Annotated in this window: 18 protein-coding genes and 2 pseudogenes; 10 read left to right on the forward strand and 10 right to left on the reverse strand. The window is 57.2% G+C overall.

Annotation, left to right across the window (positions count from 1 at the left end; all coding sequences use genetic code 11):
• Position 1 precedes the first annotated feature (1 nt).
• From RGM3321_RS20895 to RGM3321_RS20905, 3 genes are all read left to right on the forward strand, one after another.
• Complete coding sequence (locus tag RGM3321_RS20895; protein WP_244394659.1) at positions 2–1,654, forward strand: ATP-binding protein; 1,653 nt, start codon at positions 2–4, stop codon at positions 1,652–1,654.
• A 67-nt stretch (positions 1,655–1,721) separates the two neighbouring features.
• Complete coding sequence (locus RGM3321_RS20900; RefSeq protein ID WP_244394660.1) at positions 1,722–5,048, forward strand: type I restriction endonuclease subunit R; 3,327 nt, start codon at positions 1,722–1,724, stop codon at positions 5,046–5,048.
• Positions 5,045–5,746, forward strand: a complete 702-nt coding sequence (locus RGM3321_RS20905; RefSeq protein WP_149657669.1) for a SprT family zinc-dependent metalloprotease — start codon at positions 5,045–5,047, stop codon at positions 5,744–5,746. Before RGM3321_RS20900 ends, RGM3321_RS20905 begins: the two co-directional genes overlap by 4 nt.
• A 204-nt stretch (positions 5,747–5,950) precedes the next feature.
• On the opposite strand, the gene RGM3321_RS20910 is transcribed toward RGM3321_RS20905, so the two are convergent.
• A complete protein-coding gene (locus RGM3321_RS20910) occupies positions 5,951–6,733 on the reverse strand; it encodes a hypothetical protein (protein ID WP_244394661.1) in 783 nt (260 codons plus the stop codon).
• Between the two features lie 144 nt (positions 6,734–6,877).
• Here RGM3321_RS20910 and RGM3321_RS20915 point away from each other — a divergent pair, with 144 nt between their 5' ends.
• The 4 genes and pseudogenes from RGM3321_RS20915 to RGM3321_RS20930 all read left to right on the forward strand — a co-directional run bounded on the left by RGM3321_RS20915 (position 6,878) and on the right by RGM3321_RS20930 (position 11,412).
• Positions 6,878–7,948, forward strand: coding sequence for a hypothetical protein (locus RGM3321_RS20915; protein WP_244394662.1), 1,071 nt, complete (start codon positions 6,878–6,880; stop codon positions 7,946–7,948).
• Between the two features lie 531 nt (positions 7,949–8,479).
• Positions 8,480–9,634 (forward strand): annotated as a pseudogene (locus RGM3321_RS20920) (tyrosine-type recombinase/integrase).
• Between the two features lie 167 nt (positions 9,635–9,801).
• Positions 9,802–10,047, forward strand: a pseudogene (locus tag RGM3321_RS20925) (integrase); the annotation flags it as partial.
• A 285-nt stretch (positions 10,048–10,332) separates the two neighbouring features.
• Positions 10,333–11,412 carry a GGDEF domain-containing protein gene (locus RGM3321_RS20930; RefSeq protein WP_244394663.1) on the forward strand — a complete coding sequence of 360 codons (1,080 nt, stop codon included), beginning with the start codon at positions 10,333–10,335 and terminating at the stop codon, positions 11,410–11,412.
• Between the two features lie 12 nt (positions 11,413–11,424).
• Here RGM3321_RS20930 and RGM3321_RS20935 read toward each other — a convergent pair whose 3' ends face one another.
• Complete coding sequence (locus RGM3321_RS20935; RefSeq protein ID WP_244394664.1) at positions 11,425–11,859, reverse strand: GNAT family N-acetyltransferase; 435 nt, start codon at positions 11,857–11,859, stop codon at positions 11,425–11,427.
• Positions 11,860–12,232: 373 nt separating this feature from the next.
• On the opposite strand from RGM3321_RS20935, the gene katG reads away from it, so the two are divergent.
• Positions 12,233–14,503: a catalase/peroxidase HPI gene (katG, locus tag RGM3321_RS20940; protein ID WP_244394665.1), complete on the forward strand. Its 2,271-nt coding sequence runs from the start codon at positions 12,233–12,235 to the stop codon at positions 14,501–14,503.
• A gap of 83 nt (positions 14,504–14,586) precedes the next feature.
• Here the strand turns inward: katG and RGM3321_RS28415 are convergent, their stop codons facing one another.
• From RGM3321_RS28415 to RGM3321_RS20985, 8 genes are all read right to left on the reverse strand, one after another.
• Positions 14,587–15,891 carry a PAS domain-containing protein gene (locus tag RGM3321_RS28415; protein WP_279614079.1) on the reverse strand — a complete coding sequence of 435 codons (1,305 nt, stop codon included), beginning with the start codon at positions 15,889–15,891 and terminating at the stop codon, positions 14,587–14,589.
• 96 nt (positions 15,892–15,987) lie between these two features.
• The gene (locus RGM3321_RS20955) at positions 15,988–16,296 is read right to left on the reverse strand and encodes a hypothetical protein (RefSeq protein WP_244394666.1); all 309 of its coding nucleotides are present in this window, start codon (positions 16,294–16,296) and stop codon (positions 15,988–15,990) included.
• A 150-nt stretch (positions 16,297–16,446) separates the two neighbouring features.
• Positions 16,447–17,631 carry a Na+/H+ antiporter NhaA gene (nhaA, locus tag RGM3321_RS20960; RefSeq protein ID WP_244394667.1) on the reverse strand — a complete coding sequence of 395 codons (1,185 nt, stop codon included), beginning with the start codon at positions 17,629–17,631 and terminating at the stop codon, positions 16,447–16,449.
• A gap of 157 nt (positions 17,632–17,788) precedes the next feature.
• Entirely contained in the window at positions 17,789–19,303 is a 1,515-nt protein-coding gene (locus RGM3321_RS20965) for an ABC transporter substrate-binding protein (RefSeq protein WP_244394668.1), read from the reverse strand.
• A gap of 50 nt (positions 19,304–19,353) precedes the next feature.
• Complete coding sequence (locus RGM3321_RS20970; protein WP_244394669.1) at positions 19,354–20,334, reverse strand: ABC transporter ATP-binding protein; 981 nt, start codon at positions 20,332–20,334, stop codon at positions 19,354–19,356.
• Complete coding sequence (locus RGM3321_RS20975; RefSeq protein WP_244394670.1) at positions 20,331–21,323, reverse strand: ABC transporter ATP-binding protein; 993 nt, start codon at positions 21,321–21,323, stop codon at positions 20,331–20,333. The genes RGM3321_RS20970 and RGM3321_RS20975 overlap by 4 nt, the downstream gene beginning before the upstream one ends.
• Positions 21,320–22,183 carry an ABC transporter permease gene (locus tag RGM3321_RS20980; protein ID WP_244394671.1) on the reverse strand — a complete coding sequence of 288 codons (864 nt, stop codon included), beginning with the start codon at positions 22,181–22,183 and terminating at the stop codon, positions 21,320–21,322. Before RGM3321_RS20980 ends, RGM3321_RS20975 begins: the two co-directional genes overlap by 4 nt.
• Positions 22,180–23,127, reverse strand: a complete 948-nt coding sequence (locus RGM3321_RS20985; RefSeq protein WP_244394672.1) for an ABC transporter permease — start codon at positions 23,125–23,127, stop codon at positions 22,180–22,182. The genes RGM3321_RS20980 and RGM3321_RS20985 overlap by 4 nt, the downstream gene beginning before the upstream one ends.
• 339 nt (positions 23,128–23,466) lie before the next feature.
• Here RGM3321_RS20985 and RGM3321_RS20990 point away from each other — a divergent pair, with 339 nt between their 5' ends.
• Positions 23,467–24,231 (forward strand): LuxR family transcriptional regulator, encoded by a 765-nt coding sequence (locus RGM3321_RS20990; RefSeq protein WP_058400660.1) that lies wholly within the window; start codon positions 23,467–23,469, stop codon positions 24,229–24,231.
• A gap of 94 nt (positions 24,232–24,325) precedes the next feature.
• Positions 24,326–25,249: a proline iminopeptidase-family hydrolase gene (locus tag RGM3321_RS20995; RefSeq protein ID WP_244394673.1), complete on the forward strand. Its 924-nt coding sequence runs from the start codon at positions 24,326–24,328 to the stop codon at positions 25,247–25,249.
• The last annotated feature ends 100 nt before the right edge of the window (positions 25,250–25,349 follow it).

A 25,349-nucleotide genomic window follows, 5' to 3' on the forward strand; every position in this document is an offset into this window, starting at 1 on the left:
TATGACACAGCGCCTACCACCCCGCGAATCCCTCACGGTCGAGTTCAAGAGCGACCGCAACAAGCTCCCCGACCGCGAACTAATCGAGGCGCTGATCTGCCTGGCCAATGCCGAAGGCGGCGAGCTGTGGCTAGGCGTCGAGGACGACGGTACACCCACCGGACTGCATGCAGAGCATCACCCGCTGGAGGGCTTAGCCGGCATGGTCGCAGCGCGCACCTCGCCGTCGTTGAACGTACAGGCCGAGGCGCTCGATCTGGATGGCGTGACCGTGGCACTTATCCATGTACCCAAAGCCCAGGGCGAGGTGGCCACCACCAGCGGCGTCTATCTACGCCGTCGCTTGAAACACGACGGCACGCCCGAATGCGTAGCCATGCTGCCCCATGAGCGCAGCAGCCGCGCAAGCAGCTTCGGCCTGCTCGATGTCTCCGCCCAGCCGGTAGCCGGCGCCACCCTGACGGACCTCGACCCGCTGGAGCGAGAACGCCTGCGCCAGGCAGTGCAGCAATACGGCGGCGACCGAGTACTGCTGGAACTGGACGACGAAGCCCTGGACGGCGCACTGCTGCTCACAGCGCGTCAACCCGATGGTACGCGCGTGCCGACCCTTACCGGCCTGCTACTGATCGGCCGGGAAACTTCCCTGCGCCAACTGGTGCCCACCCACGAGTTCGCTTTCCAGGTGCTGGCCCAGCAGGCAGTGCGCTTCAATGAATTTCGCCGCTTCCCATTACTTAAGGCACTGGACTGGCTGGAAACCAACTTCCGTCCCTACAACCCAGAGGAAGAACTACAGGTCGGCCTATTCCGCGTGCCAGTCCCCAAGGTCGACCTCGGCGCCTTCCGCGAAGCCGTAGCCAATGCTTTGGTGCATCGCGATTACCACGGCCGAGGCGCGGTGCACGTGCGCCTAGAGGACGATGCTCTTGTGGTCAGCAACCCCGGCGGTCTGGTCGATGGCGTGACCCTGACCAACCTGCTGGTGACCGAACCGCGTCCGCGCAACCCTGCCCTGGCCGACGCCATGAAGCGCGTCGGCGTGGTCGAACGCTCCGGCCGAGGCGTGGACAAGATTTTCCGCGGCATGCTCAAGTTCGGCCGGCCGGCCCCGGACTACAGTTACACCACCGCCCAGAGCGTGGTGCTGCGCCTACCCACCGCAGAGGCCGACCTGGACTTCCGCCGCCTGGTAGTCGAGCACGAGCGTGCTACTAACGCCGAGCTGCCCATCGACAGCCTGATCGCCCTGGCCGCCCTGCGTGAAACCAAGCGGGTCACGGCCGACGAACTGGCCGTGCAGATTCAGCGCGACACCGCCAGTGCCAAACGCACCCTGGAAGCCCTGACCGAAGCCGGCTTGGTGGAGGCACACGGTTCTACCCGAGGGCGCAGCTACACTCCGTCAGCCAGTCTGTACCAGGCCGTGGGCGACAAGGCCGGTTATACCCGCCAGGCAGGTTTCACACCCATTCAACATGAGCAGATGGTGTTGAACTACGTGCAGCAGCATGGGCAGATTCAACGCGCTGAAGTAATGGATCTTTGTCGGCTCTCGCCAGATCAAGCGGCAAAACTGCTCAAGCGCATGAAAGACAAGGGCACACTGATACAGCAAGGTGAACGACGCTGGTCGGTCTATAAGCTCGGCTAAAAACTCTATGAGCCGCTATGAGCCTGTATGAGCCCATACACGCCTGAACTGGATTAAAGGAGTAACCGTGGGCTGGGAATTGGATGACGTCGAAAAACCCTTTGTGGCTCAGTTACAGGGGCTGAACTGGAAGCATATCGAGGGCAGCCTCGACGACCCGGCCATCACTGGTCGCAGCAGTTTCAGTGAAGTGATTCAGCGAGCTGCACTGGCCGAACGCTTGCTTGCCATCAACCTGCGCGACGGTCAGCCCTGGCTGGATGAGCAGCGCATTGCCGAAGCACTGGCGGCCATTACCCGCGTGGGCGCCGGCAAGCTGATGGAAGCCAACCAGACAGTCACTGAGCTGCTGCTCAAAGGCATCACGGTCGATGGCCTTCAGGCCTGGGAAGGCGGACGTGGTCAGACCATCCAGTACATCGATTGGGCCAACCCGGCCAATAACCACTTCCGCGTGATCAACCAGTTCCGAGTGGATTGCCCCCCGGGGTACAACAGCGGCAAGAAATTTATCGTCCCGGATCTGGTGTTGCTGGTGAACGGCATCCCGCTGGTGGTGGTGGAATGCAAGAGCCCATCCATCCCAGAACCGCTGGCCGAAGCTGTCGATCAATTGCGCCGCTACAGCAACCAGCGCAAGGCGGCCTTCGAAGTCGAGGACAACGAGGGCAACGAAACACTGTTCGCTAGCGTGCAACTGTTGGTCGCCAGTAGCTACGACGAAGCACGGGTGGGCTGCATTGGGGCCGGCTTCGGGCATTTCTCCCAATGGAAAACCGTGGTTGGCCCGGAGGGTAGCGGCAGCGAGCAGTCAGTAGCCGAGCAGTTGGGCAAAGCCAAACTGTCCGAGCAGGAGCGCCTGGTGGCAGGCATGCTGACGCCGGCCCACCTGCTCGATCTGATCCGGCATTTCATGCTGTTCATGCCGGTTGGCGGGCAGACCATCAAGACGGTCTGCCGCTACCAGCAGTACCGCGCGGTGAACCGCACGGTGATCCGCATGAAACGCGGGCAGACACGCCTTGAGCACGGCGAGAGCGACCAGCGCGGCGGCATCGTTTGGCACACTCAAGGCTCAGGCAAGAGCCTGACCATGGTATTTCTGGTGCGCAAGATGCGCACGGATACACAACTGCGCCGCTTCAAAATCATCGTGGTCACTGACCGTAAAGACCTGCAAAACCAGCTCTCCGCCACCGCCACGCTGAGCGGTGAACTGCCGGAGGTGGCCTCCAATATCGAGGGTGTTAAAGCCTTGGCACGTCGCCAGGGCCCCGGCTTGGTATTCGCCACCATCCAGAAGTATCGCAATCCCGAACAGGAAGAAGATGGGGAGGCGTCGATCCCTACGCAAGCTACTGCACCCCTCAAAGCCGCAGAAAAGCGCGCGCCCTACCTGGTAAGCAAACCATTCGAGGTGCTCAACCACGACGAGAGCATTCTGGTATTGATCGATGAGGCGCACCGCACCCAGGCCGGCGATCTGCAGGCAAACCTGCTGGCGGGCCTACCCAACTGCGTGCGCATCGGCTTTACCGGTACACCGATCATCATGGGCGATAAGAAACGCACCCACGAAATTTTCGGCGCGTTCATCGACAAATACACCATCAAGGAAGCCGAGGCAGATGGCGCTACAGTGCCGGTGCTTTACGAAGGACGCACTGCCCAGGGCGCATTAAAAGATGGAGCGAGCCTGGATGAACTGTTCGAGGATTTGTTCCGCGAGCACAGTCAGGACGAGCTGGAGCTGATCAAGAAAAAATACGCCACTAAAGGCCATATCTTTGATGCCCCCGCGCTGATTGCAGATAAGGCGCGCGACATCCTCAGACATTACGTCACCAATATCCTGCCCAATGGCTACAAGGCGCAGGTGGTAGCCTATAGCCGGATTGCGGCAATCCGCTATTTCCACGCACTGCAGGCCGCCCGCGATCAGTTGTTGGCCGAGGCCGAAGCGTTGCCAGCAGCCGACAAGGACCTCGACGATGAAGCACTGTGCCAGCGTCCACCCAAGCTGCAGGCGCGCGTGCAGGCGTGGCGCCATCGCGACAGGCTACGCAGCCTGGAATTCGCACCGATTATTTCCGGCTCAAATAACGATCCGGCCGAGTGGAAAACCTGGACGGATGGCAGCAAGCATGAGCTGCTGATCCAGCGTTTCAAGAAGCCCCTGAATCATGAGCAGCCAGGCAAGACCGACCCGTTGGCTTTCCTGATCGTTAAGTCTATGTTGCTCACCGGCTTTGACGCCCCCATCGAAGGGGTCATGTACCTTGACCGGCCAATCAAGGAAGCCGAGCTGCTGCAAGCCATTGCGCGGGTCAACCGTACTGGTTTCGGCAAGCGCTGCGGTATCGTGGTCGATTACTACGGGGTCGCCAACCACCTGCGCGAAGCGCTGGCAGCCTATGCCGACGAGGATATCGAAGGTGCGCTGAGCAGCATCAAGGACGAGGTGCCGGTGCTGCGCGATCGTCATCTTCGTGTAGTGGATGTGCTGCGTCGCCAGGGCATCGAGTCGCTGGAAGATGCCGAAACCTGCATTGCCGCACTGGAGTCGGAAAAGGTGCGCGCCGAATTTGCGGTAAAACTCAAAGCGTTCCTCAACTCATTGGACACTGTGCTGCCACGCCCCGAGGGCCTGCCCTTCGTCAAGGATGCCAAGCGCCTGGCCTATATCCACGCGCGGGCACGTGGGCGCTTCAAGGACCTGCCGCAATTGGGCAAGGATGTCGGTGCCAAGGTGCGCAAACTGATCGACGATCATGTTATCTCACTGGGCATCGACCCGAAGATTCCGCCGATCCAGCTCACCGATGCAGACTTCGAGAAACAGTTGTCGCGAAGCGTCAACGACCGCGCCAAGGCATCAGAGATGGAGCACGCCATTCGCTCGCATGTGCGCAAGCATACTGATGAAGATCCGGTGCTCTATCGCAAGCTGTCCGAACGCCTGAACGAGTTGCTCAAGTCGCTGGGCGAGCAGTGGGATCAATTGGTTGAGCAGATGCAAAAGATCATAAACGAGCTGCGCAGCGGTCAAATGAGCGATGACTACAGCCCTCTGGATTTGCCCGAACACTATGCCCCCTTCCTTCGCACCCTCCTGGATGTGCTGTGTGCCGACGCCACTCCACAGCCCGCCGATCTGCTGCGTTTGAAGGATGTCACAGTGGAACTGGTCGATCTGTTCGTGGGCGAACTCCAGAGCCACCGCGATATCTGGAGCCCGCGCAAGCGAGCGGCACAGGAGGAGCTGGCCGGACAGCTATTTGATTACTTGATGAGACTGCGTCCACCCTTGGTAGATAGCGATACGGCGGGGGTGCTGTCTGACCGTTTGATGGATCAGGCCAGAGCCAGCCATGAACGGTTGATGCAGCTGTGAGCAACGAAACGCTAACCATCAATGACCTACAATTCACACTGCGCCGCAGCGCGCGGCGTAAGACGCTAGAGATCACTGTCGAGCGTGACGGTGCCCTTATCCTGTCCGCTCCGCCAGAGGTGAAGGAGCAAGCGCTGCGTCAATTCGTAGCGGAAAAAAGCTTCTGGATTTATTCGCGTCTTGCCGAAAAGGAGCGCCTGCAGCGCTCAATCCCTATCAAGCAATACGTCGACGGAGAGGGATTTCTGTACTTGGGGCGAAGTTATCGCCTCAAACTGGTCGATGAGCAGGATGGGCCGCTAAAACTTTCTGCTGGTCGCTTCCGCCTGCTGCGTAGCGAATTGCCACGAGCCCGCGAACATTTCATCCGTTGGTATAGCGAACATGCCCGCAGCTGGCTGGCCTTACGAGTCGAGAACCACCAAGCGCGAATGGACCTGACCCCCAGCGGTGTGCGTGTGCAGGATCTGGGCTATCGCTGGGGCTCCTGTGGCAAGGGCGCACAGCTCTATTTTCATTGGAAAACAATCCTGCTGCCCAAGCCCATTGCGGAGTATGTGGTTGTGCATGAGATGGTGCACCTGCAAGAGCCACATCACACCCCAGAATTTTGGCTCCGCCTTGAACGCGTCATGCCTGACTACGCACAGCGCAAGACATGGCTGGCAGAACATGGAATTGATGTTGAAGGCCTCTGAGTACCATGGCTGACTATTTCATCAGCACCCGCGGCATAGGTACTGGTCAGAACCAACCAACTTGACTCTGAGGATGGCTTACAAGCACCAGGATTCCAGCGATCGGATAAATTTCTGCATTTAACCTTCGAGCCAGACATTAGGATCACCACGCGCCTAGAACTCTTTGAACAACCATACCCTGCAGAAAACCAATAAAATAATTCACGGCTGCCCTGGCGTCGCCCCACCAGAGTTGTCTCTACTAATCATAGGCTTTATGTAACCTTTAAATACCTCAGCTGCGGCACCCAGTACACTTTCTATCTTCTTATAATGACCCGGACGCAATTTACTTTCCTTGTCCAAATAGTTCAAAACGAGCAGAACCTGTTCACGATCTAGCATTGCAAGCGTTTGCTCAGCTACGCCGTACAGAAGGACCAACGCACCATTCTTTAGCGTTTCCGGACGCTCAAGCGCACCGAGCACTCGGCCAAAGCCCGCAGTCATGTCGCCGCCCTGATCATCACGAAGCCAATCCAGCAGCGATGAATGATTTAACTTATCTGGCTTTTTGTTTGGTAGCTTACTCGGCACTGCCCGTTTCGTCCTACCCAAAATTAACTCAGGCCACCGCTCAACATCCGAGCGATCATCATAATCAGGAAGAGATATAGCATTATATGAATATGCAATGGGAACGCCAAGTTCCTCATAAGCAAGGCAGCTTTTGAATTGCTCGCCATCAAACTGGTCAAAAACCCCGCTTTTACAATTAAGCTCTTTAATTTCCAAAAGCAGTATTTTAGCGTTTTCCAACATAGCGACTAGATCACCACAATACAGCCGCATTCCGTCGCCTTGCTGGACAGCATATGGGGGGAAGGTTTTGAGCGAAGTCCGACTATCTCTGCAGTAGGCTTCCAATGCACCAGTAATTGCAGCTTGAATTACGTTTTCCTGCCTAGTTTTCTTCATACAACCCACGCCATAGATTAGTAGCATAAATTTATCACCACTAAAGGATCATTAGAAGCAATATCTGACTATCTACTTGACGCTGCCCCAGCAGGCAATGCAGGCTCTACGCAGTAAGCAGCACACGATCTAAGGACGCAGCCTAATCAGATAGGAGTTAGGTAAATCACAATGCCCACACATACCCTACATTTCATAAAGCCTTGCCGCAAAACCGACAGTTCCCCGCGGCTCACCCCAAGCATGGTGGCCGAAAACAAGCGGAACGGCATAGAAACGACCTTGATTCTCGACCTTAACATTCTGGTGAGAATGGAAGATGTAATTCTTCGCCGCCACAGCCCGAACGATTTTGACTTAACTAGACTTATAAACTTCATAAATTCTTGCCCACCACAAAGTCTGTGCATAACGCCTGGGCTTGCCCTTAACGAGGTCCACCCGAAATTCAAGAAGCTAAGCTTTGAGATGTATGAATTGTTTCTTTCGATATTCTGCCCGCAGATGGTCGATCATCCAACCACGACACGAAACACCCCAAATGAAGCGGAAAGAACCCGACCGTATGAATTTTCAGAACTCAGCATAGAAGAGCAGCACCTCTACAGCGTGCCGTTTTTTTCGCTCATGCAGATACATATTATCAACGCCACGAAGCCGAACTTGACAGGCATTGAAAAATTCAAAACATATATGAGCCGTGTCTGTGATGACATTGATATGCTCAGTGCTGTTGAAGCCGAAATTGCCAAGTACTGCTTCTGTGAGAAAAAGCTCAACTATTCCGACGAGCTTAACGCCAAAATCGAAGACATCAAGAACAACTTCATGAGTGGGAGCAACAAGCCAGCGCAGCGCTTCAAAAATATCTTCAATGGCGTTCAAGACCTTAAATATATAAAAGGTGCCCTGGAGTTTTCCAAAGAGCTCTTTTATGGCAAGCTTCAGGACACATGGATAGCCACATTGGACTCCAAGTTATACTGGCTGAGTGAGTCCATTCATCATTACCCAGTCGCAGGTGAGCGAGACGGAAAATACTTCAGCATCAATCGATCACATGATCAGCAGACATGCAACTATTGGCTATCAGTGGATAAACTGCAAGAGCAACTCCAGCACGAGAGAAGCCGAAATGGCAAAGGAACCGCCCCTTTAGATGAAACAGGATTGCCACGCATACATAACACATTAACCACAAAGGGCTTCAAGGAATTTTTCGCCATTTTCAAGCCCACATAGTCCGCCGAGTAGGGTACAAGTACAAGATACTGCTCAACCACGCACCTGTACTCTTAGTACCCGGATGCTAACGATGAGTAATCAAAGCCAATTAGGTCCCTTCATTTAAAGCTGATACCTGTACCCTATCCTCATCCAACACAGGAAAGAAAAAGGGGCTGACAACCACGTGATTGGCCACAGCGAAATGACTCCTGGCAATTGACTCAGGAGGAACACGCTTCAGCATTCCGCCTCAACCCTGTGCAGCGCATTCCAAATAGTATTCCACGAAGAAAGCTCAACTAACCAACTTCATATTTTTCATAGGTTTAGCAAATCATTTCAGCTCACCCCGGCCCACCAAATTGCAAATGAAGACGCCCTAGGGCGTCTTTTTTGTGTCTGGAACCCAGTAAATACGCGGCCTACAGCGCCTTTTCTGGTCTTTTGAGATTTTCTGAGTTCCATCCATTCGGGTATTCCAGACGATATTTCAGCTCATCTGGTGCTACTCTTCGGAGTACCGAACCAGTGCCTGAGGACGATCTCATGCCTGCCCAAAACCTCCGCCTCTCCGATCGACAGCTCAAGGGAATCAAAACGGCGTCCAAGGATTATGTCCTCGCGGACCGTGACGGTTTGCAGCTCAGGTTACGCACCAACGGCTCGTTGTTGTGGAGTTTCAACTACCGCGAACCGGTGACCAATGAGCGCATCAAAATCGGCTTCGGGACCTATCCCGAATTGTCACTGGCGAACGCACGAAAGATGGCAGTCGATGCGCGTGAGCTGCTCGCCCAACGCATCGATCCCAAGGTGCAGCGCAATACGCTAAATGAAGCCAAGCGTGCAGAAACAGAACACGCCTTTGAGAACGTGGCCACCGCCTGGTTCGAGCTCAAGAAAGACTCGGTCACCCCGGCCTAAGCCGAGGACATTTGGCGGTCGCTCACGCTGCATGTGTTCCCCGACTTGAGGACGGCACCACTCACGAAAATCACCGCGCCGATGGTGATCGGGTTACTTCGTCCAATCGAAGCGAAAGGCAGCCTGGAGACGGTCAAGCGTCTTAGCCAACGGCTTAACGAGATCATGACCTACGGGGTGAACTCTGGTCTGATCTTCGCCAACCCACTCAGCGGTATCAGGGCGGTCTTCAAGAAGCCTCAGAAAGAGAACATGGCTGCGCTTCCACCCGAAGAGCTCCCCGAGCTTATGCTGGAGATCGCGAACGCCAGTATCAAACGCACGACCCGCTGCCTGATCGAATGGCAGTTGCACACGATGACTCGCCCTGCCGAGGCGGCTACTACTCGCTGGGCAGATATCGACTTTGAAAGGCGTGTCTGGACTATCCCACCGGAGCGGATGAAGAAGCGCCGCCCACACAGCATCCCATTGAGTGATCACGCTGTCGCACTATTGGAATCACTGAAGACTCACAGCGGCCATCGCGAATATGTCTTTCCGGCTGACAGAAATCCGCGTACCCATGCCAATAGCCAGACCGCCAGCATGGCGTTGAAACGCATGGGCTTCCAGGATCGCTTGGTCAGCCACGGCATGCGCTTGATGGCCAGCACCATCTTGAATGAGCATGGGTGCCCCTGTCATCGCATCGCTGCCTTCACTCGGCTCAGGATCTTCAGGTGCTGGTTTAGTCAGCCGGCACCGCCTCCACCCGCCCACCGGCAACGGTGTTAAGGAGGCCAGATCATGAGATGCCCTTGCTCCCGGTCGTAAGGAGCCGCCAGTCCCGCGTAGAGGACATTCCCCACAGGTCGCAGGGGCCTTGATCCCTGATAACACTCAGCATTCTTGGCGGGATGACGTGGGGCGAGGACTGGGGAGCAGAAGATGAGGTGACTGACATGGCATTGGTGGGTAGACGCGATGGCCGCAATTTCGGTTACGGCAGACAATTGAGCTACGCAGGGCCGCAAGCTCTGAAAGACATGTTCGGTGGCGGTCATTACTGCACGGTCAAGGCACACTATGATCGGTGGCAGGCATTCGTGAAGTGGTGCCGCTCAGAACAGGGGCCGGGTATCAATGATGCGCGGCAGATTGATCGGAAGGTGTTGGCCGACTATGCAGCGTATCTGCGCGACGTGGTTATGCGACTGATAAGTGAAGGCAAGTTTCATTCCGGCAGCAAGGAGCTTGGGGGATTAATACAGCGAAGCTACCAAACTGCTTTCAAGCTTCATAAAAACTCTGCTCGCTTCAAATAGAAAGCGTCCCGTTGAGTCATGGTGTAGGCCCAGTCGCTGTCCCAGCAAGACAAGCGGCCATCGCTCTCGAGTGCTGATCACGTATACTGGCAATATATCATCACGCATCTCGACCAAGGCATGTGCCGTCGATTACGCTTCGGCTGGCATAAGTATGGAAAACAGCGCATGCCACAAAGAAGAAACCTGAAAAACTCTATTTTCATACCCTTGAAGCTGTCTCAATTGATCGGCCTTTTCAGTTGGATTATCAGCTGGTATCTGAATCCTTCTATTGAGCAATCACTGGATATATTTATTTATTGCGCTCTGGCGGGGGCGACGCTGTCAATCATTGTCACTTCCAACAGCAGAAGCATGGTGACGTGGCGCCTGTTCGGCATTATCTACATGACCTCACTTACCGTTCTGTTCAAGGTACAGATCGAACGCATGGGCGTAGAGGCGTCGATGTGGGGATTGGTTGTCACTTCCCTGCTCATCACGGGAATGAGCGTATTCTTCGTCAAATTCATTGACTACGTCGCTGCGGCTGCTCTGATCTGGTTGATCATGTGGCAAACGGACCTGACGGCGGTCGGCGTCCATCATGCGGCTCTGTTTTATGTTTTCCTGATCAGCTCGACCTTGTTGGGCGGCTCCCTGAATGCAACCTTCCTGAGCCTGGTCATGCAGACCATGGCGGCGAGTGATCGCTACCAGAAGCTGTCCGAAACCGACACGCTGACGAACGCCCCAAATCGCCGTGCTCTGGTCGCCAGCCTGGACAACGCACTGACGTCAGATGACACGTCCTCGCTGTGGTTCGCCATTCTTGATCTGGATAACTTTAAAAACATCAACGACAACCATGGCCACGACGTGGGTGACAATGTCCTTATATGTTTCGCAACACTCATGAAAAACACAACGGGACTGGTCAGCTTTGGTCGCCTGGGGGGAGAAGAGTTTGGCGTGATGTTATCAGCAGCAAGCGCAGCAGACGCCATAGCGGCAATGGATCATTTATTGATGCACGCCCAAAAAGACCAAACAGCGAAAGTGCCCTATTCGTTCAGTGCAGGTATTGCGAGTTTGGCACGGGCAAAAAACGTCAATGAACTGTTGAAAGAAGCCGATGAAAATTTGTATCACGCCAAACGGAGCGGCAGACAATGTATTGCCTTTGAAGGCAGGATAGTTTCCACGACCTCTGGACGTGTGGAAAAGCAGAACCAAGGGGTGAGATCGGTTAATACCCATGCATAGCGCTCGATCCTCTCAAGCATTCTCGCCGCCCTGCCGAACCATCGAATAGCGGTCAATATCTTCTCGCAATGTCCACCCCTGCCCCGACCAATATCGGCCAGCCGCCTCGTTAACCTTCAGCACATTCAGATGACACTTATGAATTCCCAGCGCTTCCAGACACTGAAGGCAGCACTCGACTAACTCGTGAGCGATCCCCTGTCGACGATACTCCGGCAGCACAATCAAATGTTGTAGATAACCCCGGCGGCCGTCATGCCCACACATGACACAGCCGCACAGAGCCCCCTCCGCCTCGGCGACGAAGCTCATATCGGGGTTTCTGTCGAGGTAGCGTGCCGTCGATTCACGCGAATCGGCGTCGCGCAGGGAGATGCCCGGTGTGTTGCGCATCAGTTCGATGACCGATTCGTAATCGTTGATTGTCATGCTGCGAATCGTGATCACTGGCTAAGCCCGGCCTGTTATTCCAATGGCGGAGCAGATTAACAGAGCATTTCGCTGTTCAGATGACAGCGCTGCCAGAGTTTGCCTATCAACCCATAACGTTCTTTCTATTAGAAATCTTCGCGAAGAAGGCTAATCTGAAAAAGCATCGGCGAAGGCCGTGCGGTTTTACCCTGATAAGGAGATAAGAATGAGCTCAAGTTTTCCGTGCACGTTGCGGGCTCGTATCGCAGCAATCCAATGATCGCTACCGGCCTGATCGTTGATCGAGCGGCCGGTACGAACCCAGTGCTATTGAGTTCCGTCATCACTGTCTGAAGCCCCGCGAGTGGGCTGGATGGCCGGATGCAAATGACAAAAAGGTGTATCAAGCATGTCAACTGAATCGAAATGCCCCTTCAACCACGCTGCTGGCGGCGGCACCACCAACCGTGACTGGTGGCCCAAGCAGCTGAATCTGAAGATTCTGCATCAGCATTCCTCACTCTCCGACCCGATGGGCGAGAGCTTTGATTATGCCAAGGAGTTCAAGAGCCTTGACTTCGAAGCGGTCAAACAAGACCTGCGCGATGTCATGACCCGGTCGCAGGACTGGTGGCCAGCAGACTTTGGCCATTATGGCCCACTGTTCGTTCGCATGGCCTGGCACAGCGCCGGTACCTACCGTACAGGCGATGGCCGTGGCGGTGCAGGTGCCGGTCAGCAACGTTTTGCGCCGCTCAACAGCTGGCCTGACAACGTCAGCCTGGACAAGGCACGTCGCCTGATCTGGCCAGTCAAGCAGAAGTACGGGCGCAAGATTTCCTGGGCTGACCTGATTGTGCTTACCGGCAACGTCGCGCTGGAGTCGATGGGCTTCAAGACGTTCGGTTTTTCCGGTGGTCGCCCGGATGTCTGGGAACCGGAAGAAGATGTGTACTGGGGCTCCGAGACCACCTGGCTGGGTGGCGAAGAACGCTACGGCGCACAGAAGAAAATGCAGCAGCCGGGCGACGGCACGCTGGTGGCCGAGCCGGAGAATCACGCTAACGAAGAAAGCCGCACCGCGAGCGGTGAGCGCAATCTGGAAAACCCGCTTGCCGCTGTGCAGATGGGCTTGATCTACGTGAACCCTGAAGGGCCTGAGGGTGTGCCGGACCCGGTCGCTTCGGCGCGGGATATCCGCGAAACCTTCGGTCGCATGGCGATGAACGATGAAGAAACCGTAGCGCTGATTGCCGGTGGTCACGCTTTCGGCAAGACCCATGGCGCAGGCCCTGCCGACAACGTCGGTCCGGAGCCTGAAGCAGCCGGTCTTGAAGAGCAGGGCCTTGGCTGGAGAAACAAATTCGGCAGCGGCAAGGGTGGCGACACCATCACCAGCGGCCTGGAAGTGACCTGGACTTCGACTCCGACCAAATGGAGCAACGAGTACCTCGAAAACCTCTTTGGCTTCGAGTGGGAGCTGACCAAGAGCCCGGCAGGCGCGCATCAGTGGACGCCGAAGAACGGCGCTGGCGCCGGCAAGATTCCGGATGCCCACGATCCATCCAAGCGTCATGCACCGAGCATGCTGACCTCTGACCTGGCGCTGCGCTTCGATCCGGCTTACGAGCAGATCTCCCGTCGCTTCCTGAACAACCCTGAGCAACTGGCCGACGCGTTCGCGCGCGCCTGGTTCAAGCTGACTCACCGTGACATGGGCCCGCTCGCGCGCTACCTCGGCCCGGAAACACCGGCCGAAAAGCTGCTGTGGCAAGACCCGATTCCGAATGTGGGTCATGCGTTGGTGGATGATCAGGATGTTGCCGCGCTCAAAGGCAAGATTCTCGCTTCGGGCCTTTCTGTCTCGCAGCTGGTTTCCACCGCATGGGCAGCCGCTTCTACCTTCCGTGGCTCTGACAAGCGCGGCGGTGCCAATGGCGGCCGTCTGCGTCTTGCTCCGCAGAAGGACTGGGCGGTCAACCAGCCTGCACAACTGGCGGGCGTACTGAAGACCCTTGAGGGTATTCAGAGCGAGTTCAACGCCGCTCAGTCGAGTGGCAAGCAGGTTTCCATTGCTGACCTGATCGTCCTGGCCGGTAGTGCAGGCGTCGAGCAGGCTGCGAAGAACGCTGGCCAGCACGTCACGGTGCCGTTCACACCAGGCCGTGCCGATGCATCGCAAGAGCAGACGGATGTCGAGTCGTTCAGCTTCCTTGAGCCGATCGCCGATGGCTTTCGCAACTATCAGAAGGCGCACTACAAGGTCTCGGCAGAATCGCTGCTGGTCGACAAGGCGCAACTGCTGACACTGACTGCACCGGAAATGGCTGTGCTGTTGGGCGGCCTTCGGGTCTTGAATATTAACGTCGGACAGAGCAAGCACGGCGTATTCACCGACAAGCCGGAAACCCTGAGCAACGACTTCTTCAAGAACCTGCTGGACATGGGCGTTGAGTGGAGAGCAACTTCGGGTGCCAACGACACCTTTGAAGCACGTGACCGCAAAACCGGCGCAGTCAAATGGACCGGCACCCGTGTCGATCTGGTATTTGGCTCACATGCCCAACTGCGTGCGATCTCCGAGGTGTACGGCAGTTCGGACGCTAACGAGAAGTTCGTCAAAGACTTCGTGGCCGCATGGACCAAGGTGATGAACCTGGACCGCTTCGACCTGGCTTGATGTGTTTGATGTGCTGAGTTGAAAAAACGCCTCCCTTGCGGAGGCGTTTTTTTGCGGCTATCAAAAAGCGAAGGCTGGTTTTATCAGCGGCTCATCATGCTTGCCGCCTGCTCTGTCGCTTCAGTCGTTCGGGTCGCCAGCTTGCGCACTTCGTCAGCTACCACCGCAAAGCCCCGACCAGCTTCCCCGGCACGTGCAGCTTCAATCGCCGCATTGAGCGCCAGAAGGTTGGTCTGGCTGGCAATGCTCTGGATAGTGCCGACTATCTGGGTCAGTTGAGTGATGTTCTCTTCCAGGTTTTTCTGATGCTGTGCTTCGGTGTCGCGAAGAGCATCCTGCTCATGCTTCAAATGCACATCCACCAACGCACCGACCACCCTCAGCGGAACACCTTCGGGATTGCGACGAGTCTGGCCGCGTGCACGGAACCAGCGGTACTCGCCGGTTTTCATCTTTAGGCGGTACTCGATATCGAACGGCGTCTTGCCAGTCCGGTCATTCAAGTGCGCACCGAATGCCGTCAGACTGCGCTCCTTGTCTTCAGGGTGCAGCCGTGACGCCCAGCTATCCAGTACGTCAGGAAACTCTTCGACTGTTTCGAAACCCAAGAGCCGCCTGAACTGTGGAGACCACCAGAACGGGTTTCTCGCATTGACCGGGTCGCCAGCAATGACCTCCATGTCCCAGAGCCCGTCGGAGAGCATCTCCCGGGCCAGTTCGAATCGGGTAATGATCACATCGTGTTGCAGATCACGCTCAAGCTCATCGTGAATATCACGAAGCGAGCCGGCGACACGTAGCGGCGTTCCGCGTGCGTCTCTTAACGTTTCGCCTTGGGCATAGAACCAGCGATAAGTGCCGTTCTTCATCGCCAGACGATTCTTGACTCGGTACGGCGTGTTACCCGAGCGATCATTCAGATGCTTGGCAAATGCGTCGAGCGTGGCTTGTTTATCCTGCGGATGAAGCCGGTCTGCCCAACTCGCCAGTACGTTAGGGAAATCTCGCTCGTCGTTAAAACCGAGAAGCGTGCGAAGTTGCTGCGACCACCAGAATCGATTGTTCGGGTTGACCGGATCGCCGGCTACGACCTCCATATCCCAGAGGCCCTCGCTCGACGCACGGTTGACCAGATCAAAGCGGGTCTCAAAAGCGGCGGCCGAGGCAGAGGCTTCACCCAGAAGGTGGCGGGCGGTTTCCAGTTCCTGCTCAAGATCGGCGATACGTTGCTCGTCGAGACGACGCTGGGTACTCAGCGAACTCCAGCACTCAAGTACGGTGTTCTCTTCAGCGCAGCCTCTTACAACTGGCTCGCCAGCCCCCTTGAGAGAGGCAATAAGTTGTTGAAGCGCTTTTCTGTCATGACGTGGTCGGAATAAGTGAAACATGCACCGGGCTCTCAAAATAAAGTCAGATTTGCCGAGTCCCTGGCATGTCACTTCTTTATCGACATGCCGTGCGGTTTCTGAACCGTCAGATTGCGATCAGTTAATGGTCACTTGATCCAGAATCAACTTCACGGTTTGCTGATCGGTTTGCGCCCCCGCCATCAACTCCGCTACCCAGCCGCAACCGGACTTATCCAGATGAACTCGCCAATCACCGGGCCATTTCTCAAGCCCATCCAGATTCAGGAATATGCAGCCACCCCGCTCAGCGTGTCCACCGCCAATTGACTGTTCAAAACAGAACGGTTTATCGGCTCTGGATGTATCGACGCTGAACAGGTACACATCGTGTTTCGGGTCCTCAAGCGAAGGCGCACAATTGTGCTGACTGATCAGCTTCAACATTTCTCAATCTACTCCTGGCTATATGATTGACTGTGACTTCCATTACGTCGGGAATGCAGTTCGCGACGGTTTACGTCGCAAAGAGGACGCAGAGCGTCCAGACCGGCATGCCGACGCGGAGCGTCGCACGATAGTTGAGATTATCGTACCCTACGCTCCCCCCTGCGCCCCAAACCTGCGCAACACCACAACCCCCAACAACGCCGACAATACCGACCCGATCAGCACGCCCACCTTGACCTCATCGACCAGCTCCGGTACACCCGGGAAGGCCAGTGCGCCGATGAACAGGCTCATGGTGAAACCAATACCGCACAGCGCCGCAACACCATAAAGCTGACCCCAGTTGCTGCCGTCCGGCAAGCGAGCCAGGCCGGCGCGGATCGCCAGTGCAGAGAGGGCGAAGATGCCGACCTGTTTGCCGATCAGCAGCCCCAGCGCGACGCCCAACGGCACCGGGTCCAGCAGTTTGTCGACGGTGATGCCTGACAGTGAAACGCCAGCGTTGGCAAAACCAAAGATCGGTACGACGGCAAAGGCGACCCACGGGTGCAGTTTTTCTTCCAGATGCAGCAGCGGCGAGCTGGCTTCTTCATCGGGTTTGCCGAGCGGAATGCACAGCGCCAGCGCTACGCCCGCCAAGGTGGCGTGAATGCCGGACTGGAGCATGAAGAACCACAGCAGCGCGCCGACAATCAGGTAAGGCAGCAGCTTTTTAACGCCCAGACGGTTCAGCGCGACGACCAAGGCGATGGAGCCCAGTGCGGCCAGCAGCATGGGAATGGAAAGGTCGCTGGTGTAGAACAGCGCGATGATCAGCACGGCACCGAGGTCATCGAGAATTGCCAGTGCCGACAGGAATATCTTCAGCGACAACGGCACACGCTTGCCCAGTAATGACAGCACGCCCAGGGCGAATGCGATGTCGGTCGCTGCCGGAATGGCCCAGCCGCCAATGGTACCTGGCTGGCCCCAATTGAATGCCACGTAGATCAACGCCGGAACCACCATGCCGCCCAGCGCCGCGAAGCCCGGCAAGGCGCGCTGGCTCCAGGATGCAAGCTGACCGGCCAGCATTTCGCGTTTGATCTCCAGGCCCACCAGCATGAAGAAGATTGCCATCAGGCCATCGTTGATCCAGTGCTCTACCGACATCCCGGCGAGCACGGTATGCAGCGCCGCAAAGTAGCTGTCGGCCAGCGGCGAGTTGGCGACGATCAGGGCTGCCAGCGCAGCCGCCATCAGGATCAGACCGCCAGCGGCCTCAGCGGCGAAAAAGCGCTTGATGAACGCCAGCGCGCTCGGCGATTCGGTACGGGGGACGGGGTTGTGCATGAAGGGCTCCGCGGAGTACAGCGCAAAAAGGCCGCAACCTTACCACTCGCAGAGCCTGCCACAGCGCAGGTAAACCTGAGGATACAAATTAACGCGCATGCCCGTCATCGGTTGAAGAATCAGGGCTGCTGTCTGCCAGACAACAGCCCTGCCCGCTTCACTTCTTGACGGTTTCCTCAAGCGTGAACCGGCCTAGCGGGTTCTGCCCGAAGTGCTCGATGTTCTTGCGTGAAACACTGATGTAAGGGCTGTAGTACAGGTCGATCCAGTTGACGTCGGCTTTGGCCATTTTCTGCAGGTCGACGTACATCTGCTCACGCTTCTTGGGGTCCATTTCAACCCGTGCGGCGGCGACCAGTTCCTTGACCTTGTCATTCTTGTAACGGGTCATGTAGTTGTTGTTGGTGTCATGGCCAAGCACGAAGGTGGTTTTCTGGTCCGGGTCGAGGATGTCGTTGGTCCAGTACATCACGGAGATGTCGTAGTCCCCGGCAATCAGCATGTCCCAGCTCTGGCTCGGGTCGACTTTCTGCAGCGTGGTGGTTACGCCAACCTTGGCCAGTTGCTGTTGCAGCATGACCGCAATTTGCTCGTCGACTTCGTTGCCAGCGTTGACCACATAGTTGAGCTTCAGGTCTGACGCACCAGCATCCGCCAGCATCTGTTTGGCCTTGACCGGGTCATACGGGCGTTGCAGGTTATCGGCGTAGTGATACAGCGCGCCCTTGGGAATGTAGGAATTGGCCACTGTGCCCAGCCCGAAAGTGGCGGCCTCGACCAGCGATTTCTTGTCGATAGCCATGTCCAGTGCCTGGCGTACCTCAGGCTTGGCCAATGCGCCGTGCTCATGGTTGAGCAACAAATGATCTTCACGGGTGGACGGGTCTAGGTGGACCACCAGATCAGGGTTCTTCTTCAGGTTTTCGACACGGGAGAACGGCACATAGATCGCTGCATCCAGTTCGCCCTTCTGGACCATCAGCATGCGGGTGTTGTCATCCGGCACAGAGATCCACTCGACACCATCAAGGCTGACGCTCGGCGCTTCCCAGAAGTCGGGGTTCTTGGCCAGAATCACCCGGTCACCGCGCCGCCATTCTTTCACCGTGAAGGCTCCCGAACCGACAGGCTTTTCGGCGTAGGCCTCTTCGCCCAGGGTCTTCATGGCCTTCTCGGAGAGAATCGACACGTTGGGCAGCGCCAGTTGCGAGAGGAACGAGGCCGATGGATTCTTCAGGGTGATGACCAGCGTACGCGGATCTGTCGCGACGGCTTTGTCGATAATCTTGTAGGAATCGCTCCACAGCGAGCCCCTGTCGTCGCGAATTCGCAGCAGGCTGAATACTGCGTCGCTGGCGGTCAGCTCCGAGCCATCGGAGAATTTGGCCGGGCGTATCTTGAGCGTATAAGTCAGCCCGTCGGGCGAGATCGACCAGCTTTCCGCCAACCCTGGCACCAGTTTTGTGCCCTTGTCGTCAACCCGGATCAGCACATCGTAGACGTTGGAAAATACCCAGTTGTCGATGTTTTGCGCGCTTTTGATCGGGTCGAAGGTGGTGCCGTCCTCACGACGGCCGATGGTCAGCACGCCCGCGGCTTCCGCCACTCCCGCTGCCAGAGAACAGGCCGCCAGCATGGCGACGGTCAGCATTTTCATTGGTCGAGCTTTCATACAAATGAACTCCTTGCCGTTGTCGGGACAGATGTTGTTGTAGGTCTGGATCAAAAAACGGGTGCATCAAGTACACAGTCGTAGCGCTGCTCGCCGACATGCCGGGTGGGTGGCGCGACGCTGGAACAGGTCGGTCTGGCGAACCGGCAACGCGGATGAAAGGCGCAGCCAGCGGGTAAATTCAGGGGGCTGGGCGGCTCGCCCTGCAAGGGTTCACCGGGCAGCGGACGATCCGGATCAATCTCGGGGATCGCCTGGATCAGCGCCGCGGTATAGGGATGACGCGGTTTGAGAAAGACCTCTTCGACCGGGCCCTCTTCAACGATTTTGCCCAGGTACATCACCGCCACCCGGTCACACAGGCGGCGCACGATGGCAAGATCGTGGGCAATGAACAGAATCGCCAGGTTCATACGCTGGCGTAGTTCCAGCAGCAGGTTGATGATCTGCCCCTGAATCGACACGTCCAATGCCGCCACACACTCATCGGCGATGATCAGCCGCGGCTCGATGGCCAGTGCGCGGGCAATGCCGACACGCTGACATTGCCCGCCGCTCAAGGCACCCGGTTTGCGTTCGGCAAATTCGGGCCGCAGGCCGACCATATCGAGCAACTCGATGACCCGCGCCGGAATCTCGGATGCGCTGACCTTGCGTTGTACTTTCAGCACTTCGGCCAGCGTGGCACCGACAGTCATGCGCGGGTTGAGCGAGGAAGAAGGGTCCTGAAAGATCATTGCTGTTTCACTGCGCAAACGCTGCAGACTGATACCGCTGCCCTGGGCCATGTCGACATCATCGAAGACGATCTGCCCGGAAGTAATGTCGTTCAGACGCAGAATGGCGCGCCCCAGCGTGCTCTTGCCGCTGCCAGACTCGCCAACCAGGCCCAGCGTTTCACCTGAACGAATGCTCAGCGACACACCGTTGACGGCATGCACCCAACGCTTGTTGAGGCCCATGAAGCCTGATCCAGGGGCCGGGAAGCGCACCACCAGATCGTTGACGTTCAACAGCACGGAGCCGCTCATGAAACGGCCTCTCGGGAATCCGCCAGCGGGTAGTGACAGGCCGCTTCATGGGCAACGCCCATCGACCGCATCAGGGGTAGCGTCTCGACGCAGCCTGCGCCGGCATGACCGCAGCGCGCATGAAAACGGCAGCCAACGGGCAGCGCATCGAGCAATGGCGGCTGCCCAGGAATCGTGCGCAGCAGGCCACTGCCCGCGCTGCTGGCGGGCTGGCAGTCGATCAGGCCGCGGGTATAAGGATGACGGGCGCGGGCCAGCACGTCGCGCTTGCTGCCGTGTTCACACAATCGACCGGCGTACATCACCGCGATGGAGTCGCAGGTTTGCGCTACAACGCCGAGGTCGTGGGTAATCATGATCAACGACAACCCGTGACGGTCGCGCAGGTCCAGCAACAGCCGCAGGATTTGCGCCTGCACCGTCACGTCCAGCGCGGTGGTCGGTTCGTCGGCGATCAGCACCTGTGGCCCGCAGCCCAACGCTACGGCAATCATGGCGCGCTGGCGCATGCCGCCGGAAAACTCATGGGGAAAGTTATCCACACGCGAAGCCGGGTCGGGAATGCCGACCTGACGCAGCAGATCAATCGCCTGCGCCCGTGCCTCACGTTTCGAAGCGCCCTGATGCAGACGAAAACCTTCGGCAATCTGCTCGCCGATACGCATCAGCGGGTCCAGATGACTGCTGGGGTTCTGAAAGATCATGCCGATCCGCCTCCCACGCATGGAGCGCATGCCGGCTGCATCCAGCGTTAACAGGTCGACATCATTGAGCAGCACCGAACCACCGCGCACGTGCAGGTCCGGCGATGGCATCAGTTGCATCAATGCCCGGCAAGCCATGGTCTTGCCAGATCCACTTTCGCCGACCAGCCCGAGAATCTCGCCCTGCTGCAGATCGAACGACAGCCGGTCGACCAGCGTTACCTCGTGCCCCCGATTGTTCGCAATCACGCTCATCTCGCGGACTGTCAGCACCGGCGTACTCATTGCCGCTCCCCCAGGGTTTCGGCAACGCCGTCCGCCAGCAGGCTGAAGCCCATGGCCAGCGTCACGATGGCCAGCCCCGGAAAGGTGCAGATCCACCATGCAGACGTCAGAAACGCCTGTCCCTCGGCGACCATGGTGCCCCATTCCGCCAAGGGTGGTTGCACACCCAGCCCCAGATAGCTGACCGACGCACCGCTGAGCAGTACCAGAACGGCGTCAGACATAGAAAACACAATCGAGCCGAACATCGCGTTGGGCAGCAGATGGCGGAACAGAATGCGCAAGTGACCAAACCCCAGACTTCTGGCCGCCAGGGCGAAATCGCTTTCCTTGAGGACCAGAATCTGTGAACGGATCAGCCGCGCGTAAGACACCCAGCCCACCAGAGCCATGGCGATGTAGAAACTGCTCAGTCCAGGGCCGAGAATCGCAATGATCGCCAGCATCAGCACCAGAAACGGAAAGGCCAGAACGATGTCGATTATGCGCATGCACAGGTTGTCGAAGCGCCCGCCGATGTAGCCCGACAATGCGCCGGCAAACGTGCCGATGATGAACGGGAAAACCACCCCGAGCACACAGATCTGCAGGTCGATGCGTGCCGCCCAGATGACTCTGGACAGGATGTCGCGGCCAAAATTGTCGGTGCCGAACGGATGCGCGAGGTGCGGGGCGAGCATGCGCAGTTCGGTGTTCTGGTAAATCGGGTCATAAGGTGCCAGCCACGGCGCGAAGAGTGCCAGCAGCAGCCATACACCAAGCAATGCGGCACCTAGCAGCATCGCCAGCCGTCCGTTGCGCAAGCGCAGGCAAAGCCGCGAACGCCAGTGTGGGCGAAGATGGACGTGAGCGATGGTCATTTGATGTTCACCCGCGGGTCTATCGCGACAGTGGCCACATCAGCGAGGAAGTTGATGATTACCGTGGCACAGGCGAGCACCATGGCTACCCCCTGCACCACCATGTAATCGCGACTGAAGATGCCGCGCACCAGCAACTGGCCGATGCCGGGGATGGCAAACAGGCTTTCGATAACGACAGTGCCGCTGATCAGCCAGCCGATGTTCACCGCCAGCAGGTTGATCGACGGCACCAGCGAGTTGGGCAATACGTGACGACGAAACACCGCACCCTCACTGACGCCACGTGCCCGCGCCGCAGTAACGTGATCAGCTTGCAGCTCCATGAGCATGCTCGCGCGCAGGTTGCGAATCAGCACAGCGGACAAAGCCAGGGCGATGGTCAGGCACGGCAACACCATGTGGTGGGCCTTGTCTAGCCAGTCACTGCCGTAACCTGACACCGGGAACCAGCCAAGCTGCACACTGAACAACAGGATCAGCATGATGCCCAGCCAGAATGCAGGCATACCCAACCCCGTTGTGGTGAAGACACGAATCAGGTTATCGCCCCAACTGCCCTTGTTGCGTGCAGCGACAGTGGCCAACGGCACGGCGATCAACAGAGCCAGCAGAACGCTGCCACACACCAGAAATACGGTGGGCTCCAGCCGGGTAACGATCAGTTTGAGCACATCGATCTTGTACAGCAGCGATTTGCCCATATCGCCCTGCAAGAGGTTTTTCATGAAGTACACATACTGCGTCCACAAGGGTTCATCCAGCCCGTACTGGGCGCGGATGTTGGCCAGTGCCTGCGGTGTGGAACGGGCGCCCAGCAGAATGCGCGCGGGGTCGCCGGGGATCGAGCGCACCAGAAGGAAGGTCACCAGACTGATGCCGAACAGCACCGGCAGCAACTGCAACGGACGCTGGAGAATAAAACGATAACGACCCAGATTCATCAGACGCCCCGATGCTGTGACAGAAAATTCAGCAGGACCGGAAAGTACGCCGCCGCCCCTTTCACGCAAAAGGGCAGAGCGAAGTTGTAGTCGAACATTGACCATCCGTCGACTTTGATTGTTTTGCGCTCATCCGCCTTGCTCGCATACTCCATCGCACCTCACCTTTGCGGACGTCGCTCATGGCCTCAACCCTATCGCGCAGCGCCATGGCAAACAGCTAGCAATTCTTATAGGTTTTACACGACTGACAGCCGGTTGGACGCAGGCGTGGCACTGTCTTTGCTAATTGCTATATTAAGGCCCCCACACCGGCTCAATGACAAAGGAGGTCAAGCCATGCATATCAGGTTGTCGGATTTCAATTCGCGTCTGCAATCGGCATCTACAGTGGATCAGCAAATGGATTGCGCACTGTTACTGGCATCGGATCTTGGATTCGATGCGGTGATTTACGATTACAGCCCGGTGCCTGTGTCCCATGATGGAGCACTGATCACACCGTCGCTGCTTTCATTGCGCAACACCCCCGCCGACTGGCACGCACTCTGGTGCAGCCAGGGGTACTACCAGATCGACCCGGTGCAACACCTGGCCGTGGCCAGCGTTTCGCCTTTTGTATGGTCATACCAGCCCAAGGCCGAAACGGTGCTGCAAACCTTTATCACCGACATGCACAAGCCGGTGGTGCGCTATCTGCATGACTCACACATGACCTGTGGCGTGACGGTGCCTATCCACATGCCCAAGGGCGGTTTCGCCACCCTGACAGGCCTGTGTTCAGACAGCAGCGACGCTGCGCTGGAAGATGCCCGGCAGAGCCTGGCCGAGTTCGGTCTGCTTGCTCATGCCTTTCAGGAAGTCGCCTACCCGCTGTTTGACCAGAAGATGCGCTCCTGTAATGCGATCAAGCTCACCCGCCGCGAGCGTGAATGCCTGAGCTGGTCTGCCGAAGGGCTGACCGCCAGGGAAATCGCCGATCAGCTCAACCGTTCGGTCGCCACGGTGACGCTGCATCTGAATTCGGCCATGCAGAAACTGGGGGCCAAAAACCGTGTGCAGGCGGTCGTGCGTGCCGTTCACTACCGTTTACTCGACCACTGACCGGTTTATCGGCCAAAACCTATCATTTTCTATAGTTTTAAGATGCCACGCGCAGCGCTATGGTGCCCCGAACTATCCAGCAGGGACCGGCGACATGGCAGACATGACGATCAAGGAACGTTTTGCGCCGTTCGGCGACTATCAGACGTGGTATCGCGTCACCGGCAACTTGCAAGGCCCGCGTACACCGTTGGTCATTCTGCACGGCGGCCCCGGTTGTACCCATGATTACGTGGACTCGTTCAAGGACCTCGCCAGTAACACTCAGGCCGTGATCCATTACGACCAGTTGGGTAATGGAAAATCGACTCGCCTGCCCGATGAGAGTCGCGAATTCTGGACAGTCGATCTGTTCTTGAGAGAGCTGAACAACCTGCTTACCCACCTGGGCATCGAAGACAATTACGCGTTACTGGGCCAATCGTGGGGCGGCATGCTGGCTTCGGAACATGCGGTGCTCCAGCCCAAAGGGCTGAAAGCGCTGATTGTCGCCAACTCCCCGGCAGACATGCGTACCTGGGTAAGCGAGGCCAACCGACTGCGCGAGGCTTTGCCCGCAGATGTGCAGGCTGCATTGCTCAAGCACGAACAAGCTGGAACGTTGACTGACCCGGAGTACCTGGAAGCATCGCGGGCATTTTATGACCGTCATGTATGCCGCATCACACCCTGGCCGGACGAGGTGAAACGCACCTTCGACCAGATCGACGCGGACCCGACCGTGTATCACGCCATGAATGGCCCTACCGAGTTTCACGTTATCGGCACCCTGAAGAACTGGACCATTGTCGACAGGCTGAAAAATATCAAGGTACCGACATTGCTGATTTCCGGGGCTCATGACGAAGCCACCCCACTCGTGGTGAAACCTTACAAGGAGAACATTCCTGACGTTCGCGCGTCGGTGTTCGAAGAGTCCAGTCACATGCCCCATGTGGAAGAAAGAGTGGCCTGCATGGGCCGCATAGCCGGTTTTCTGGATATATTGCCTGCAACCGCTACCCAGTCAGCGGCTTAGCCAGCAGGCTTTGACTGAAGGCAGACCTTCGAAAAGCCACTCCACTAGAGTTAATACTTTAACATTAGTGAATCGTGTAAACCGTTAACATTATTCACTG

It is taken from the genome of Pseudomonas sp. RGM 3321 (assembly GCF_022836805.1).
GTDB lineage: Bacteria > Pseudomonadota > Gammaproteobacteria > Pseudomonadales > Pseudomonadaceae > Aquipseudomonas.